We start from the raw sequence: 14,960 nt of genomic DNA, 5'->3' as shown, positions 1-14,960 counted from the left end.
GAAGTCCTCGACGTGCTCATAAGATGTTGATCGTCGGAATCCCTCTCGGGACCCTACTTGTGGAACAGCTTGGGTTGCGTGGGCGCGGGCGCGTCCGGCGCCCAGATCCGATAACTGAGGGTGGCAAGCACCGTCGTTCCCATCGGCTGGACCGAAGGGTCGGGCGATGCGGCGGCGTTCGACGCCTTGGAGTACACCTCTTTGGTCGCCCATACCGAGACGCTCGCCGGACCGAAATCGTATCCCACCAGCCCCCCGACGGACCAAGTGTCGTATCGTTGGACGTGAGCCAGCTTGCTGCCGCCGAGCGCGGCGCAAGACGCCGGGCAGGAGTCGTCGGTGACCTGGCCGATATAGTAGGCGACCGGACCAATCGTCCACTTGTCGATGGTCTTGGTCGCGGTGAAGTCCGCGTGAAGGATGTTTCCCGTCGTATAATGGGTGATCCTGTTCGGCGTGTTGAATTCCTCGTACATGGCGGCGGTGACGTTCCAGCCATCCTTCAGATAGGATACGATCAGTTCGGGTTGGACCGTCCAATAGGGATTCGCGACGTTGCCTAACCCGTTGGCACCTGTCACCGTACCGTCGTCCAGGCCGAACCCGAGGCCGGCCTTCACGACGAAGCCGCTGGCCCCAAGCTTCCAACTCAATTCCACTGGCACGACGTAGGTATTGAAGACGCCGGCGGCTTGCGCGTTGACGGGCGAACCCACGCTCTGCATGACGAACGGTTGAACGATGACAGCGTCGTACGTGGCGCCGAGGAATGACCAGCCCGGCACGAATAGGATGCCCTGTGCAGCTACGGCTGCTTGCACTCCCGTCTTGCCGGTGCCGGGAGGGTTGAGCGCGTTGGTCCCGGGCCCCGTCAGATTTCCTTGATAGGTGAAGACTTGGTCGAACCCATAGATTCCTGGACCTGGAACGCCTGCGCTTGCGCCTATGAGAATACCCGCCTTCGTGAGGGGAAGACCCCCTTCGGTCGCGTACGAAGAAGACGATGCGAGCGCCGCCAGTGCGGCCCCGCCGCATAGGAAACATCTGATCATGATATCTTCGACCCCCGATGATTTTGAGAGCGGCCCGAACGCCGCTCTCGCTGGGCGCCGACCGTTGGTCGGCGCCGTCGAAGCTTCGTTCGGCCGGTTCGAGGGCACATTGGGAATTATCCATCGGCCCTACAAATACCGATTTCGGCTACGTCCCAGAGGCTTTCGCTATGTGGGACTCGCTGCATAAGGAAGTCGCACGGCTCTGCTCATTCCCGATGCGCGTCGGTTTCCGAATGCTCTTCGGATGCGGTGGCGCGACGCGACCCGCGATCGCGTAGCGCTACCGGCGAGGACAGCTCCGAGTTCGGAAAGCCGCACGAGTCGGCAGAACGCCGCGCGATGGAATCATCGGCGCGGCGTTCTTTCTTCGAGCGGCTTCGAGAGTGGTTGGCGTGCGAGGCCGGTCCGGAGAAATCACGTCCAAGCAGGTATCAGCGCGCTTCCGAAACGCCCTGCGTTGCGTGCGTAGTGAGCGGCCGTAGAGATGAAGGCGTCGCGTTCCTCGTCGGTCAGCACGCGACGCAGCTTCGCCGGCGCTCCGGTCCAGAGCTCGCCTGCTTTTATGCGGCGGCCTTCCAGCAGCAGGCCTCCGGCGCCCAACACGCCTCCGCCTTCGACGACGGCGCCGTTCATGACGGTGGCCCCCATGCCGACGAACGCTTTGTCCTCGAGACGGCAGCCGTGGATGATGCATCCGTGGCCGACCGTCACGTCGTCGCCGATGACGGTCGAGAACTCGCCGGGATCGACGTGGACGATCGTGCCGTCCTGGATGTTCGAGCGTTCACCGATCTTGATGGAGTTGGCGTCGCCGCGAAGGACGCAGTGAAACCAAATGCCCGATCGGGCACCGATCCTAACGTCGCCGATGATCGCGGCGGTCGGTGCGATCCACGCCGTCGGATCGATCGACGGTTCGGCATCGCCCAGACGGAAGAAACTGGTGGATCCCGCGCCCTGCGGAACCTTGGAATAGACGTGCATGTGGGCGCCTCTTAAAGGTAGTAGCTCTTGTGGACGATCACCCATTTGCCTTTGCAGAAGGCCAAATTGAACAGATCTTGACCGTCCATCGTGCGCGGCCCCATCACGAAGCTGAAGGCGACGCGGACGCTGGCTAGGTGGTCGACCATCTGGATCTCGATCTCCCGCGCCTTCTCCTCGGCGTTGTCGTATTTCGAGTGCAGCGATGCGATCGAGGCGACGAATTCGTCGAGCGTGATCGTCTTTATGTCGTCACCCTTGACGTAATAGTGCTGGATGTTGGCCTTCGGATGGAACGTTTCGCGGAATCCGCTCTCGTCCCACGTCCTGACCGCGGTGAGATATTTCGAGATAACCTCGTTCACGGCCTGCTTCTGCTGTTCGACGGTAGTCGTGTTCGTCATCGCCTTGGGTCTCCTCTGTTGTGCGATTTCGTTAGATGCGACGTCCAGAGGACTTCCAGTAGTGTTCCCGGATGTCCTTCTTCAGAACCTTGCCGACGATGCTGCGGGGAAGCGCGTCCCAGATCTCGACGGACTTCGGGGTCCTGATGCTTCCGAGCTGGCGCTTGCAGAGTTCGATGAGATCGTTCTCCTGCACGGTCGCTCCGGGCTTGAGTTCGACGACGGCCGTGACCGCCTCGCCCCATTTTTCGTGCGGAACGCCGACCACCGCGCAGTCCTGGATCGCCGGATGGGTCCAGATCACCTGTTCGACTTCGCCCGGATAGACGTTGAAGCCGCCGCTGATGATGATGTCCTTGCTGCGGTCGAGCAGGTGGACGTATCCGCCCTCGTCCCGGAAGCCGAGGTCGCCCGTGTGAAACCAACCGGCCTTGAAGGCGGCGGCGGTCGCCTCTGGGTTCTTCTCGTAACCGTCGCAGAGGTTGGAGCCGCGACAGACGACTTCGCCCTTTTCGCCGGTCGCGGCGATCCGTCCGTTCTCGTCGACGACGTCGATCATGACGAGCGGGCTCCCGCGGCCGACGCTCGAAAAACGGTCGGTCTCGATCGAGGCTGCGTGTTCCGAAGGAGCCATGATCGACACGGTGCTGGTCGCCTCCATCAGGCCGTACAGCTGCGTCATCACGGGACCGAAGACGGTCCATGCTTCCTTCAGCTTCTCGACCGAGATGGGGGCCGCGCCGTACATGAGATGTCGTAGCGAACCGTAGTCGTGCCTGCCTTCGACGTGCCGGGCGAGCATCATGTAGAGCAGCGTCGGCGGTACGAAGAGACACGTGACCTTGTGGGTCTCGATGGCCTGCAGGATCAACGCCGGATCCGGCTTGGGGAGGATGACGTTGACCCCTCCTTCGGCGAACACGCCCTGCGCGACCTCGCCGGCGACGTGCGACAGCGGCGTCGCGACCAGGTTGATGGGCTTGGTGCCGGCGAAGCATTTGAGACGGTAGTTGACGATCAGCGTCAGCCAATTCGCGGACGTGCGGCGCACGCCTTTGGGCCGGCCGGTCGAACCGCCCGTGGAGATCAGCGTGACGGGCGCGGCCGGATCGATCGCGGCGAAGAACGGCCCGGGAGAGAAGTCGGCGCAGAACCGTCCGAGCGAGATCTCGCCCGGCGCTTCCCCGTTGACGACCACCACGCCCTTCAGCGTCGGCACCTTCGTCCGGATCATCGCGAGATGTTCGGCGAACTGGACGTCGACGAACAGCCATTCGGCGCCGAACGCTTCCATGTTGCCGGCGCACTCTGCGGCGGTCGCCTTCGGGTTCACAGGCATCCAGACGAACGCCGTGCGGTGAATGCCCAGCTGTACCGAGAAGAACGCCGGATAGTTCGGCAGCCAACTGGCCACCTTGGCGCCCGGTGTCAGGCCCGTCTCCGCGAGCGCACGCGCGATCCTGCGGCTCTGGTCCCGGATCTCGCGGTAGGTCGTGACGCGGTCGTCGCAGACGACGGCCGGCGCGTCGGGGGTCGCGTCCGTCTGCTTGTCAAAGAACTCGTACAGACGCATCGGGCCCTCCTTCGACTTCCAGGTTCGGCAATTCGACGAATGTCGCGAAATTCTCGACCGGCTCGCGTTCTGTGATCAGCTTGTTGGAGGGCGCGGATTCGTCGGCGTAGCCGAGCGACATTCCGCATACGACGATCTCGCGCTCAGGCAGTCCGCAGAGCGGGCGGATGACGTCGTGATAGTGCCGCCAGGCGGCCTGGGCGCAGGTCTCCAGGCCGTAGTCGTGGGCCGCCAGCATGAACGACTGCAGGAAGATTCCGTAGTCGAGCCAGCTGCCCTGCTGCAGCGAACGGTCGATCGTGAAGATCAGGCCGACGGGGGCCCCGAAGAACTCGAAATTCCGGCCGGCCATCGCCCAGCTCGCCGACCGGTCGCCGCGCTCCACGCCGAGCAGCTGATAGAGCGCAAACCCGACGGTACGGCGCCTGGTCAGGTAGGGTTCGAACAACGGCTCTGGATTGTAGTCGTATTCGCCATAGGGCTTCGGAGGCTTCTCGCGGTGAGGCTCCAATTCGCGCATCTTCAACACGTCGCGGGTCAGGCGTTCCTTGGCGGGGCCCGTCAGAACGTAGACGCGCCACGGCTGCATGTTGGTGCCGCTCGGCGACCGTGCCGCGGCTTCGAGCAGCTTCGCGATCGTCTCCCGCGGGACCGGCTTCGGAAGGAAGCCCCTGACGGATCGTCTACGGTGCAGTATTTCTACGACGCTCATCGGATTCGCCTTTTCAGAGACCGCCGAGGAAACTGCTACGGACGGTCGGGTTGGAGCGCAGGTCGCTCGATGCGCCGTCGAGGACGATCGATCCCACGCGCAGCACGTAGGCACGGTCGGTGACCTCGAGCGCCTTTGTCAGGTTCTGCTCGGCGAGAACGACGGCGGTACCCGCCTTCGCGATCTCCGGGATCCGGAACAGGACGTCGTCCGTCAGCTTCGGCGACAGTCCGAGCGACGGCTCGTCCAGCAGCAGCAGGCGCGGCCGGCTCATCAGAGCGCGGCAGATGGCCAGCATCTGCTGCTGGCCCCCGGAGAGCGTCCAGCCGAGCGACGTCTCCTTCTCCTTGAGCGCCGGAAAGATCGCGTACATGTCGTCGATCAGCCGGCGCGTTTCCCGCCGCGAGCCGAACGAGGCGACCTCGAGATTTTCGCGGACCGACAGCCCCGGAAAGACGCGGCGGCCTTCGGGCGAGTACCCGATGCCCATGCGCGCACGGCGATTGGCCGGTACCGTCCTGACGTCGGCGCCGTCGAGCAGCAGCTGGCCGTCCTTGGGGCGCAGCAGTCCGGTGATCGTCTTGATCAGGGTGGACTTCCCAGCCCCGTTCGCGCCGACGAGAGCCACGGCCTCGCCGGGGGCGATCCGGAAGGTCACGTCCCTAAGGGCGGCGATCTCTCCATACTGAACGCGCAGGTTGCGGGTTTCGAGGATGTATTTCACGCGGTCATCTCCGCCGCCTGGCGCCGGCCGACGTAAGCTTCGATGACGCGTTCGTTGTCGTAGATCTCCTTCGGCCGTCCGGACGCGATCAGCTGGCCGTAGTCGAGGCAGATCATCTGCGTCGCGAGGCTGCGCAGGAATTCCATGTTGTGCTCGATGATCAGCATCGTGAGCCCGCGCGCGGCCAGGCTTTCGAGATGGACGGCGAGATCGGCCTGCTCGGTCTCGTTCAGTCCGGCCGCCGGCTCGTCGAGCAGCAGAACTGCCGGATCGAGGCATAGGGCTCGAGCGATCTCGACCAACCGTTTGGTGCCGTGCGCCAGCGACCCGCATTTGTCGCCGGCGATCTTCTCCAGCCTCAGTTGCCGCAGCGCCTGCATCGCATGGTGTCGGGCCAGATCGAGCTTCGGGTCGCGCGCGCCGACGAGAAGCGTTTCGCGGAAAGATGCCTTCTCCGCCTGGAAGCGGGCGACGGCGACGTTGTCGAGAACGCTCATGTCCTCGACCAGCCGTAGGTTCTGGAAGGTGCGGCCGATGCCCAGACCGGAGATCAGATGAGGATCGAGCGTCGTGATCGCGCCGCCGCCGAGCGTGATCGCACCCGCATTCGCGCGATAGAGACCCGTGATGCAGTTGACCAACGTCGTCTTGCCGCTGCCGTTGGGGCCGATCACCGCGGTGATCGAGCCGCGCATCAGGGAAAAGCTGACGGCGTCGAGCGCGTGGACGCCGCCGAACGTCTTCGTCAGGCCGTCGACGGTCAGGATGGGCGTCTCCGACGGCATCAGGAGGCCAGATCCGGTGCTCTCCGCTGCGGCAGCGACGGTCGTCGCCGTGTTCGGTACGCCCGGCTGCGGAGGCAGGAGGCGGTCGACGAGACCGGCGAGCCCCTCGGGCGCCACGATCAGGATCAGGATCAGCACTGCGCTCGTGATGATCAGATAGCTCTGCTCGAACGAGCGCAGCCATTCCGGCAGATGGACGACGATCAGCGCACCGGCGATGGCGCCCCAGATGTGGGTCCGGCCGCCGATCACCGCGATGGTCAGGCAGGAGATCATGACCTTGAAGTCGAGGCCTTCGGGCGAGACGATCCGGATTGTGTGCGCGTACAGCGCGCCCGCCATGCCCGCCATGGCAGCGCTCAGAAGGAACATCGCGAAACGCAGCGCATTCGGATCGATGGCAAGCGCCTTCGCCGCGACAGCGTTCTGGCGCACGACGTGGCAGGCCAGGCCGTAAAGGCCGCGCTTCGTCTGGAAGGCGACCAGAGCCGCCACGCCCACGAAGGCCCAGACCAGCAGAAGCATTGGCCATCCCCGGCCGATCTGGGCGCCGAGCACGTTCGGAAGCGGCACGCCGGACAACCCGATGGCGCCGCCGGTCAGCGACTGCCAATCGATCGCCAGGAGCAGAAGCACCTGGCCGATGCCCAAGGTGGCCAGCGCGAAGTAGTGCGAGGCGAGCCGCAGCACCGGCACCGCGACCAGCGAAGCCAGAAGCAGGGATGCGAGTATCGACGCCGGGAAGGTCGCCAGGAATCCCTGCCCCGCTTTGGCGGCGAGGATCCCGGTGACGTAGGCGGAAAAGCCGAAGAACGCGCCCTGTGCCAGCGACAGTTCGCCGACATATCCGAAGATGAACTGGTAGCCGATCGCCAGGATCGCGAACACCCCCGCGAGCGTGAAGAGACGCAGATCGTAGGGAGACGACATCACAAGCGGCCACGCCACGAGCGCGACCAGGCCGAGGACGGCGAGAAACGGACGCAATCGGGACATCGGGCTCACGCGCGTTGCTGGACGGCTTCGCCGAACAGTCCCTGTGGACGGAAGAAGAGTACGACGAGAAAGGCGAGATAGAGCCAGATCGTCGAAGCAGTCGGCGAGAACAGGCTCTGCGCGCCGGCGACGGCCGGCAGGATTACGGGCAAGGACGGGACCAGGACCTCGAAGACCGAGACGATGAGCGCGCCGGCGACCGCTCCACGGAGGCTTCCCCACCCGCCCATCGTCGCCGCGACGTAGGTCTTGATCATGTATGCTTCGCCGTCGCCGGGCGTGATGTAGAACGTGTTGGCGAACATCAGGCCAGCGCTGCCCGCCAGAGCTGCCGCGATCCCGAACGTCACGAGGATCATCGCGTTGACGTTGATCCCGAGAGTGGCCGCGATTTCTCGGTCCTCGGCCACCGCCCTGAGGCGCTTGCCGAGAGTAGTCCGGGACAGGATCAGGTATTGCGCGCCCACCAGGACGACGGCGAGAGCCACCATCGAGATCGCCTGGATGCCGATCGTGACGCCTCCGAACTGGAAGGATCCGGACGAGACGATCGGCGGTGCGACGCGCGGCGACGGCCCGAAGAGCATGCGGGACGCGGTCTCCAGGATCGCTCCCATCGAGATGGTGGAGATGAAGACCGAAACCGCAGGTCGGTCCCGCAGCGGATAGTAGGCGACGAGCGCCAGACCGCCGCCGATCACGATCATCCCCACGAGCACGAAGGGCAGAAGCGCGATGCCGGGAAGACCGAGCCACGACCCGAGCGCCGCAGCGATCAATCCGCCGACGATCACGAAGCTGCCGTGCGCCAGGTTGACGGCACCGGTCGCGTTGAGCACCAGCACGAAGCCCATCGCCAGCAGCGAGTAGGCGGCCGTCAGCGATAGAGCGTTGAGCAGAAGCTGAATCATGGTTGCCCCGAGCGACCCATCGATGCCGGACTGCCGTCAGAATGCGGCGACGTCGTCGTAGCGCTTGACCAGCTTGGGCGTCAGCGAGGTGCCGTCGTAGCAGACGATGACCACCGAGTGCGCCAGGTTGCCCTTCCCGTCCGACTTGTAGGTCATGGCGACGCCCTGGTAGCTGTTGGACGACATGTACTTCCTGACGTCCTCGGCCGAACGCGCGCCGTTCTTCACCGCCGTCAGCGCCATCATCAGGCCATCGTACTGCTGGATCGCGTAGGCGTCCGGCGCAAAGCCGTATTTCGCGGTGTATTCCTCCAGGAACTTGCCGGACGTTGCGTCCTTGCCCTTCTCGATCCACGAGGCGCTTTCGGCGCACACACCCTTGAGGTCGGAAGGCTGCAGCAGCGCCGCGGTCGCCGGCATGGCGATGGTGGTGTTGCCGACTACCGGCGTCTTGATGCCGGATGCCGCGATCTGCTTCACGACCATCGCGATCGATGCGCTGTGCATCTGCACCAGAATGACGTCCGGCTTCGCGGCTTGCAGTTTGGCGAGCGTCGCAGAGATTTCCTTGGTGCTGAGATCTATTCCTTCGGAGAACACCACCTCACCGCCGAGCTTCGCGATGTATTCGGACATGTACTTGAAGCCGCTCTGCCCGTATCCGGTCGTGTTGTAGAGGATGGCGGCCTTCTTCAGCTTGAGATCGTCGACCACGTAGCGGATGTGCGCGGCCTTGGAGATCGCATCGCTCGGATAGAGGCGGAACATGTAGGGGTTACCCTGTTCCGTCACGGGACCCGTGCCCGTCGGCGCGAGGATCGGCATCTTGTAGTCCAGCGCCGTCGGCAGCATCGCGAGGACCTGCGTACCGAACAGCGGAGCCACAACGAAGTCGACGTCCTTGCCGGCGGCGACGCGCTCGAGCGCGTTCGCTCCGCCTTCGGCCGCGGTGCCGGAATCGATCACTTGGGATTTGACTTTCAGGCCTGGGGGGGCGTGCGCGACGGCCATATTGGCGCCGTTCAGTTGCGACGTTCCTTCGAGCGCCAGCAACCCGGTGATCGGTACGATGATCGGTACCGAGAGGTCGACGTCCTGAGCGCAAGCGCTCCACGAACATATGGCGGAAATCGCAAACGCCGCTGCGCCGATGGCTTTCATCACGTGTTCTCCGGATACGGTCCCGACCGGAAAAGCCTCACACGACGACGTGCATGGGCGCCAATACCGATTTCCGAAGGCATCGAAAGGTTTTCGTTAAGGCTGTGCAGGATGCGAACGTCTTGGGCACGATGGCCACGCGGAGAAACGACGTTTCGTCCGCGTGGCCGTCAGGCGCAGGCCCTCGCGGCCGCCGCCGGCGTCTCTATATCGCGCGCGATGTCTTCGAGCATGGCCACTACCGCCGAGACCGATTTGGACTTGGGTGTGTTTGCGCCGCGTACGATGTAGCTCTGCAGCGCCATCTCCGGATTCCGGATGAGACGATAGTCGACGCCCCGCTGCGTGAGCGGCGGAACGCCGACGCTCGGAAAGACGCTGAAGGCGCCGCGCGACGCGACGAAGTCGTAGAGGAGCGCGATGGAGTCCATTTCCGCGACGATGTCGAGATCGATGCCGCGCTCGTCGGCGGTCCGGTCGAGAAGAAGACGGCAGCCGTGGATGCGGGAAGTGTGATGGAGCGGAAGACCGGCCAGATCCGAAAAATCGATCGGCCGCCCAAGCCCGCATCCTTTGACGATGGGTCCGAGCAGATAAAGCGACTCCTTCGCGAACGGCGTCGCGCCGACGACGTTGTGCGAGTCCGGAAGGTACAGGACGGACAGGTCGAACCGGCTGTGCGAATGCCAGGCGCTGACCTCGCCGCTCAGAGCCTCGAAGACCTTCACGTCGAGCTTGGGATGAAGCCGCTTGGCCCGCTCGATCAGGATCGGCGTCACGATGTTGGCGATGCTGGTCATCATCGCGATCGTCACGCTACCGGACACCTCGCTGTCGAGCTCGCGCACGGCCATCCTCGCCTGCTCGATCCGCGCCAAAATATCGCACCCGTGTTCCAAGAACACAGCCCCGGCCGTCGTCAGGCGCACGCCACGCGGATGTCGCACGAGGAGATCGGCGCCCAATTCGGCCTCGAGTTGACTGATCTGAGTGCTGATCGCGGGCTGGGAGATGTGCAGACGGTCGGACGCCTTGGCGAAACTGCCCCCGTCGGCGACCGCCTTGAAGTACAGGATTTGTTTGATGTCCATGCGGACGAGTAAGCAAATGGTGTGCCGATCCCTTGGCCTTAGAAGGCCAAGGGCGCGCCGTGCTGCACCAGATACCGAATAGGGTCCGTTTCCACGACTGCGGTCCCCTCGGCCGTGCGTACCTCTGGCCGATAGCCGATCTTCGATGCCTCAGCAGGTTGAACCATCGGCGGCTCGCTTGGCACGCTTATGGACTTAATCTGAGGTAGCTCGAGTTTCATGTCGGCGATCTCCGAGTGGCAAGTAGATACTGCAAGACATTTGCCACATCGACCGCAGGCCTAGAAATAGGTGCGATTGCCCACGCGATCGTCGATCTTTTAGCCAACTCGGACGCGAGATCGAACTAGCGTTCAACGCAGCGCGAGGCGCGCATCTGTCTCCCGCAGCCGACCTCGACAGCACGATTAAAAGGCAGCAACGAGCATAGATGCACGACCTTTGAGCACGTCCAACCAGTCCTTTCACGCTATCGTCACGATTAACGGAACGACGGCTCAAGCTGGCCGGATTCGTTCTGAAATTCGAGCCCGAGGACGATGTTCGAATATCGCCAGGTTCTTTACTTCAGGGCTGTAGCGAGCTGCGGGAGCATTTCTGCCGCGGCGGCAAAGCTTCACATCGCTCAACCTGCTCTCAGCGCACAGATTATGAGCCTAGAGCAGAAATTGGGACAACCACTCTTTTCGAGGCACGCTAGAGGCGTCAGCTTAACGCCTCACGGCGAGGTTTTCAGCGTACATGCCGACCTAATCGTAGCGCGATTTGAGGCAGCAGAACACGCGGTTAAGACGCTAAACCAGGAGATAGGCGGTCCCGTAACGATCGGTCTTCCGATCACGGTAGCGAACGTTCTGACGGGACCTATACTTGCGGCGGTAAACTCGCAGCATCCGAATATAGAGCTCGCGATTGTCGAAGCGCTGAGTGGCGAAATAGCGCGGTGGCACGTCGATGGTCGCTTCGACCTTTCGGTTTTGTACCGGTTTACGCCGGCTTACGACGAGGAAGTCGTTCCTTTGGTTGTCGAAGACCTCTGGGCATTCGGAAGGAAGTCTACTCTCGAGCAATTCGGCGCGGAGATACCGCTCGACGAACTCGAAAGTCTGGCGATCTATCACACATCCCCTTCGCACGTTTGTCGCGAAGCACTCATGAGTGCGGCATCTTCGAAAAGAGTGCAGCTGAGGGTCGTCGCAGAAGTCGATTCGATCGTTCGCTTGAACGAAATGGCTCTGGGCAGCAACGGAATCACCGTTTTTCCGTTGGCTTCCATTCCGCCGAGCGCTCTTGCGACCGGCCATGCGTGCCGAATCGTATCGCCCGACATCGCGCTTGCGACGACGATCGAGACGTCGCCGAAGCGCTCTCCAACACGGGCGACCGAAGCCGTTCTGCATCTAATTCGCGGCGTAGCGCACGAAGCCCTCGCGAACGGTCGGTGGGTCGGCGCGCGGGCTGCCTAAGCCCATCAATGCATACGGCATGAGCAGATCGCCGCCGCTTCGATGAGCAGCGTGCTGCACATAATCCGGACCTATGGGACGCAGCGGAAATCCGTATTTGTCCCGGCGGTAAGCGTACCCCAACGTCTCGATCGACCGATCGGATTCTTCTCTTCCCATCGGATTTCTCAGCCGACGCGAAGTTCGCCGGCAGCCTTCGCTCGTGACAAGAGGGTCTTAGACATGTCCATCGTCGCCACAAATTTCGAACGGCCGGTCGTCGGCATAGAGCCTGATGTTTATCGCCGCATCGCTTGGCGGATTCTGCCGTTCCTCTTCTTCGGCTACATCCTCGCCTTCCTTGATCGCGTCAACGTCGGCTTCGCCGCCGTACGCATGCAGTCCGACCTCTCCTTCAGCGCCGCGATCTACGGCTTCGGAGCGGGCATCTTCTTCATCGGTTACGTGCTTTGCGAAGTGCCCAGCAACATCCTTCTGGCGCGCATCGGCGCCCGCAAGACCTTCACCCGCATCATGATCGGTTGGGGAATCCTATCGGCTTCGACGATGTTCGTGCAGACGCCGATGCAGTTCTACGCGGTCCGCTTTCTTCTCGGCGCTTTCGAAGCCGGCTTCGGTCCGGGCGTGGTGCTGTATCTGACCTACTGGTTTCCGGACAAGATGCGAGGCGCCATCGTGGCGACCTTCGGCCTGGCGATTCCGGTTTCGGGAGTCCTCGGCGCTCCCCTCTCGGGCTTCGTCATGGGACATCTCGACGGAATGAACGGATGGCACGGATGGCAGTGGATGTTCCTGATCGAAGGAATTCCGACCGCGTTGCTTGGTCTCGTTGCGGCCTTTACGTTGACGGACACGCCCGCGGACGCTTCGTGGCTGACGGTGAAGGAGCGTGCCCGCGTGATCGCCGAAGTCGGCGCGGCGTCCGAGAACGAAGGAAGCGGCCTCCGCGACGTCGTCCGCGATCCGCGCACCTACGCGCTCGGCGCGACATTCTTCGTGATCGCGAGCGGCATCTACATCATCAGCTTCTGGCTGCCGACGCTGGTCAAGGAATACGGCGTCGCCGATCCTTCGACGATAGGTCTGCTGACGGCCGTTCCCTATGTCGCGGCCGGCGCGGGCATGCTCTTCTTCGGCAGTAGCTCGGATCGGCGGGCCGAACGCATCCTGCATACAGCCGTGCCCATGGCGCTCGGCGCAGCCGGCCTTGTCGCCAGCACGTTTTTCACGAACAACCTGCCGTTCGGCCTCGTCGTGCTGTCGCTGGCGTCGTTCGGTCTGTTCGGCGCGTACCCGGTCTTCTGGGCGATAACGATGCGCTATTTCGACTCGGTGTCGGTCGCCGCCGGCATCGCCTTCGTGAACACTATCGCACAGCTGTCCGGCATGGCGAGCCCTTCGCTCCTCGGGTGGATCAAGACCACGACCGGCAGCGTGAACCTGGGCCTATACTTCTTCGCGGTCTTGCTCTGCTTCGGGGCCCTTCTGCTCGTGGTCGCGATTCCCGCACGTCTTCTGTCCGATCGACAGGCGAGCAATTAGGACCCCCCATGCGTTTATTCGACTATCTCGACAAGGCGGCCGAGGCCGCCCCGACGTCGGTCGCGATCGTGCAAGGCGAGACGACCGTCAGCTACGGCGAGCTCGCGGCCGAAAGTCGGCGTTTCGCCAATGCGTTGAACGCTTCGGAATTGGAAGACGGCGCGATCGTGGCGACTTGGCTGCCCAACGACACGTCGTTCTTCGTCTGCCAGTACGGCACGCATCGGACGAAGAAGGTGTGGATGCCCATCAGCCCTCGGGCGACCCGCAACGAAGCGGTCGAGCTCCTGAACGCGTTCGGGGTGCGTTGGCTCGTCGTCCACCACGGATTTGCCGCTCGGCTCGACGAGATACGCGCTCAAGTCCCCGGCCTCGTGGGCCTGGTCGTCGCCGGCGGCACAGTCGGCGCCTATCCCTCGCTTGCGGACTGGATCGGATCTCAAGCCGACGCCTATCGGGACGCCGACGTCGGACCGCTCGATTTCGTCACGCTTCTGACGACCGGGGGATCGACCGGATTGCCGAAAGGCGTCGAGCGCACGAGCCTCAACTGGACGACGATGATCGCCAACTACCGGATGGCGCTGCCTCTCGACGCGCCGCCGGTCAACCTCGCTGTCACGCCGTTGTCGCACGTCGCCGGCGACATTGCGCTCGCTACCTTCGCGCAGGGCGGCACGGTCGTTCTGTGTCCGGACACGAAGCCGGGCACCGTACTCGATCAGATCGAGAAGCATCGGATAAGCACGGCATTCCTTCCGCCGACGCTCGCCTACGGACTGCTGGCCGAGGACGGCGTGCGAACGCGCGACTTCTCGTCCCTGAGATATCTCATCTACGGTTCGGCGCCGATGTCGCTGGCGAAATTGCGGGAGGCCTGGGAAGTGTTCGGCCCCGTGATGACGCAGATCTACGGGCTCACCGAGATCACGAGCACCGCCGCGATCATGTCGCCCGGGGAGCACGACGCCGCGCTGCGCGAGTGTCCTGCCCGCCTGGCCAGCTGCGGCCGGGGCAGCCCGTCGATCGTGGTCGGCGTCGTCGACGACGACGGAAAGCCCGTTCGGGTCGGCGAACGCGGCGAGGTCGCGCTGCGCGGAAACGCGCTGATGCGAGGCTACTTCGGAAACGCAGAAGCGACGGGCGCCGCCGTCCGCGACGGTTGGTTCCGGACCGGAGACATCGGATATCTCGACGAAAGCGGATATCTGTACCTGGTCGACCGCAAGAAGGATCTGATCATCTCCGGAGGCTTCAACGTCTACCCGGGCGAAGTCGAACAGATCGTCTGGAAGCACCCGTCGGTTAAGGATTGCGCGGTGGTCGGCCTGCCCGACGAGAAATGGGGCGAAGCGGTCACAGCCGTCGTCGAACTGAAGCCGGGCCAGACGCTTGTCGAGCAGGAGCTCATCGAGCAGTGCCGGCTGCAGCTGGGCAGCGTGAAGGCGCCCAAGAAGATCGTGATCTGGGACGCTCTGCCCCGCAGCACCGTCGGCAAAGTGCTCAAGAAGGATATCCGCGCCCACTTCTGGAAAGAAACCGGCCGCGCCATCTGA

General features: G+C 63.4%; 13 protein-coding genes. 3 read left to right on the top strand and 10 right to left on the bottom strand.

Features of this window, described 5'->3' with window-relative positions; all coding sequences use genetic code 11:
• Positions 1-53: 53 nt before the first annotated feature.
• The 10 genes from ACM42_RS11920 to ACM42_RS11875 all read right to left on the bottom strand — a co-directional run bounded on the left by ACM42_RS11920 (position 54) and on the right by ACM42_RS11875 (position 10,396).
• Positions 54-1,052 (bottom strand): SphA family protein, encoded by a 999-nt coding sequence (locus ACM42_RS11920; RefSeq protein ID WP_271528099.1) that lies wholly within the window; start codon positions 1,050-1,052, stop codon positions 54-56.
• A 417-nt stretch (positions 1,053-1,469) separates the two neighbouring features.
• Positions 1,470-2,039, bottom strand: a complete 570-nt coding sequence (locus ACM42_RS11915) for a gamma carbonic anhydrase family protein (protein WP_271528098.1) — start codon at positions 2,037-2,039, stop codon at positions 1,470-1,472.
• Positions 2,040-2,050: 11 nt separating this feature from the next.
• Positions 2,051-2,443, bottom strand: coding sequence for a nuclear transport factor 2 family protein (locus ACM42_RS11910; protein WP_271528097.1), 393 nt, complete (start codon positions 2,441-2,443; stop codon positions 2,051-2,053).
• 31 nt (positions 2,444-2,474) lie between these two features.
• Positions 2,475-4,016 carry an AMP-binding protein gene (locus tag ACM42_RS11905; RefSeq protein WP_271528096.1) on the bottom strand — a complete coding sequence of 514 codons (1,542 nt, stop codon included), beginning with the start codon at positions 4,014-4,016 and terminating at the stop codon, positions 2,475-2,477.
• A complete protein-coding gene (locus tag ACM42_RS11900; RefSeq protein WP_271528095.1) occupies positions 3,994-4,728 on the bottom strand; it encodes a nitroreductase in 735 nt (244 codons plus the stop codon). Before ACM42_RS11900 ends, ACM42_RS11905 begins: the two co-directional genes overlap by 23 nt.
• Before the next feature lie 13 nt (positions 4,729-4,741).
• Positions 4,742-5,452 (bottom strand): ABC transporter ATP-binding protein, encoded by a 711-nt coding sequence (locus tag ACM42_RS11895; protein WP_271528094.1) that lies wholly within the window; start codon positions 5,450-5,452, stop codon positions 4,742-4,744.
• Positions 5,449-7,233: a branched-chain amino acid ABC transporter ATP-binding protein/permease gene (locus ACM42_RS11890; RefSeq protein WP_271528093.1), complete on the bottom strand. Its 1,785-nt coding sequence runs from the start codon at positions 7,231-7,233 to the stop codon at positions 5,449-5,451. Before ACM42_RS11890 ends, ACM42_RS11895 begins: the two co-directional genes overlap by 4 nt.
• A gap of 5 nt (positions 7,234-7,238) precedes the next feature.
• Positions 7,239-8,144, bottom strand: a complete 906-nt coding sequence (locus ACM42_RS11885) for a branched-chain amino acid ABC transporter permease (RefSeq protein WP_271528092.1) — start codon at positions 8,142-8,144, stop codon at positions 7,239-7,241.
• A 36-nt stretch (positions 8,145-8,180) separates the two neighbouring features.
• Entirely contained in the window at positions 8,181-9,305 is a 1,125-nt protein-coding gene (locus ACM42_RS11880) for an ABC transporter substrate-binding protein (RefSeq protein WP_271528134.1), read from the bottom strand.
• 170 nt (positions 9,306-9,475) lie between these two features.
• Positions 9,476-10,396, bottom strand: coding sequence for a LysR family transcriptional regulator (locus tag ACM42_RS11875; RefSeq protein WP_271528091.1), 921 nt, complete (start codon positions 10,394-10,396; stop codon positions 9,476-9,478).
• Between the two features lie 539 nt (positions 10,397-10,935).
• Between ACM42_RS11875 and ACM42_RS11870 the strand changes: the two genes are divergently transcribed.
• From ACM42_RS11870 to ACM42_RS11860, 3 genes are all read left to right on the top strand, one after another.
• Positions 10,936-11,862, top strand: coding sequence for a LysR family transcriptional regulator (locus ACM42_RS11870; RefSeq protein WP_271528090.1), 927 nt, complete (start codon positions 10,936-10,938; stop codon positions 11,860-11,862).
• A gap of 222 nt (positions 11,863-12,084) precedes the next feature.
• Positions 12,085-13,404: an MFS transporter gene (locus tag ACM42_RS11865; RefSeq protein ID WP_271528089.1), complete on the top strand. Its 1,320-nt coding sequence runs from the start codon at positions 12,085-12,087 to the stop codon at positions 13,402-13,404.
• A gap of 8 nt (positions 13,405-13,412) precedes the next feature.
• Positions 13,413-14,960, top strand: coding sequence for a class I adenylate-forming enzyme family protein (locus ACM42_RS11860; RefSeq protein ID WP_271528133.1), 1,548 nt, complete (start codon positions 13,413-13,415; stop codon positions 14,958-14,960).

The sequence above is a fragment of the Bradyrhizobium sp. CCBAU 25338 genome (genome assembly GCF_028128965.1).
Taxonomy (GTDB): Bacteria; Pseudomonadota; Alphaproteobacteria; order Rhizobiales; family Xanthobacteraceae; genus Bradyrhizobium; species Bradyrhizobium liaoningense.
The sequence above is the reverse complement of the archived record's forward strand: the minus strand, read 5'-3'. Positions and strand labels throughout refer to the sequence as shown.

What these genes read in the sequence shown, in the direction of transcription:
- ACM42_RS11920 (WP_271528099.1), bottom strand. Translation starts at nt 1,052, where the DNA reads ATGATCAGATGTTTCCTATGCGGCGGGGCCGCACTGGCGGCGCTCGCA.
- ACM42_RS11915 (WP_271528098.1), bottom strand. Translation starts at nt 2,039, where the DNA reads ATGCACGTCTATTCCAAGGTTCCGCAGGGCGCGGGATCCACCAGTTTC.
- ACM42_RS11910 (WP_271528097.1), bottom strand. Translation starts at nt 2,443, where the DNA reads ATGACGAACACGACTACCGTCGAACAGCAGAAGCAGGCCGTGAACGAG.
- ACM42_RS11905 (WP_271528096.1), bottom strand. Translation starts at nt 4,016, where the DNA reads ATGCGTCTGTACGAGTTCTTTGACAAGCAGACGGACGCGACCCCCGAC.
- ACM42_RS11900 (WP_271528095.1), bottom strand. Translation starts at nt 4,728, where the DNA reads ATGAGCGTCGTAGAAATACTGCACCGTAGACGATCCGTCAGGGGCTTC.
- ACM42_RS11890 (WP_271528093.1), bottom strand. Translation starts at nt 7,233, where the DNA reads ATGTCCCGATTGCGTCCGTTTCTCGCCGTCCTCGGCCTGGTCGCGCTC.
- ACM42_RS11885 (WP_271528092.1), bottom strand. Translation starts at nt 8,144, where the DNA reads ATGATTCAGCTTCTGCTCAACGCTCTATCGCTGACGGCCGCCTACTCG.
- ACM42_RS11880 (WP_271528134.1), bottom strand. Translation starts at nt 9,305, where the DNA reads ATGAAAGCCATCGGCGCAGCGGCGTTTGCGATTTCCGCCATATGTTCG.
- ACM42_RS11875 (WP_271528091.1), bottom strand. Translation starts at nt 10,396, where the DNA reads ATGGACATCAAACAAATCCTGTACTTCAAGGCGGTCGCCGACGGGGGC.
- ACM42_RS11870 (WP_271528090.1), top strand. Translation starts at nt 10,936, where the DNA reads ATGTTCGAATATCGCCAGGTTCTTTACTTCAGGGCTGTAGCGAGCTGC.
- ACM42_RS11865 (WP_271528089.1), top strand. Translation starts at nt 12,085, where the DNA reads ATGTCCATCGTCGCCACAAATTTCGAACGGCCGGTCGTCGGCATAGAG.
- ACM42_RS11860 (WP_271528133.1), top strand. Translation starts at nt 13,413, where the DNA reads ATGCGTTTATTCGACTATCTCGACAAGGCGGCCGAGGCCGCCCCGACG.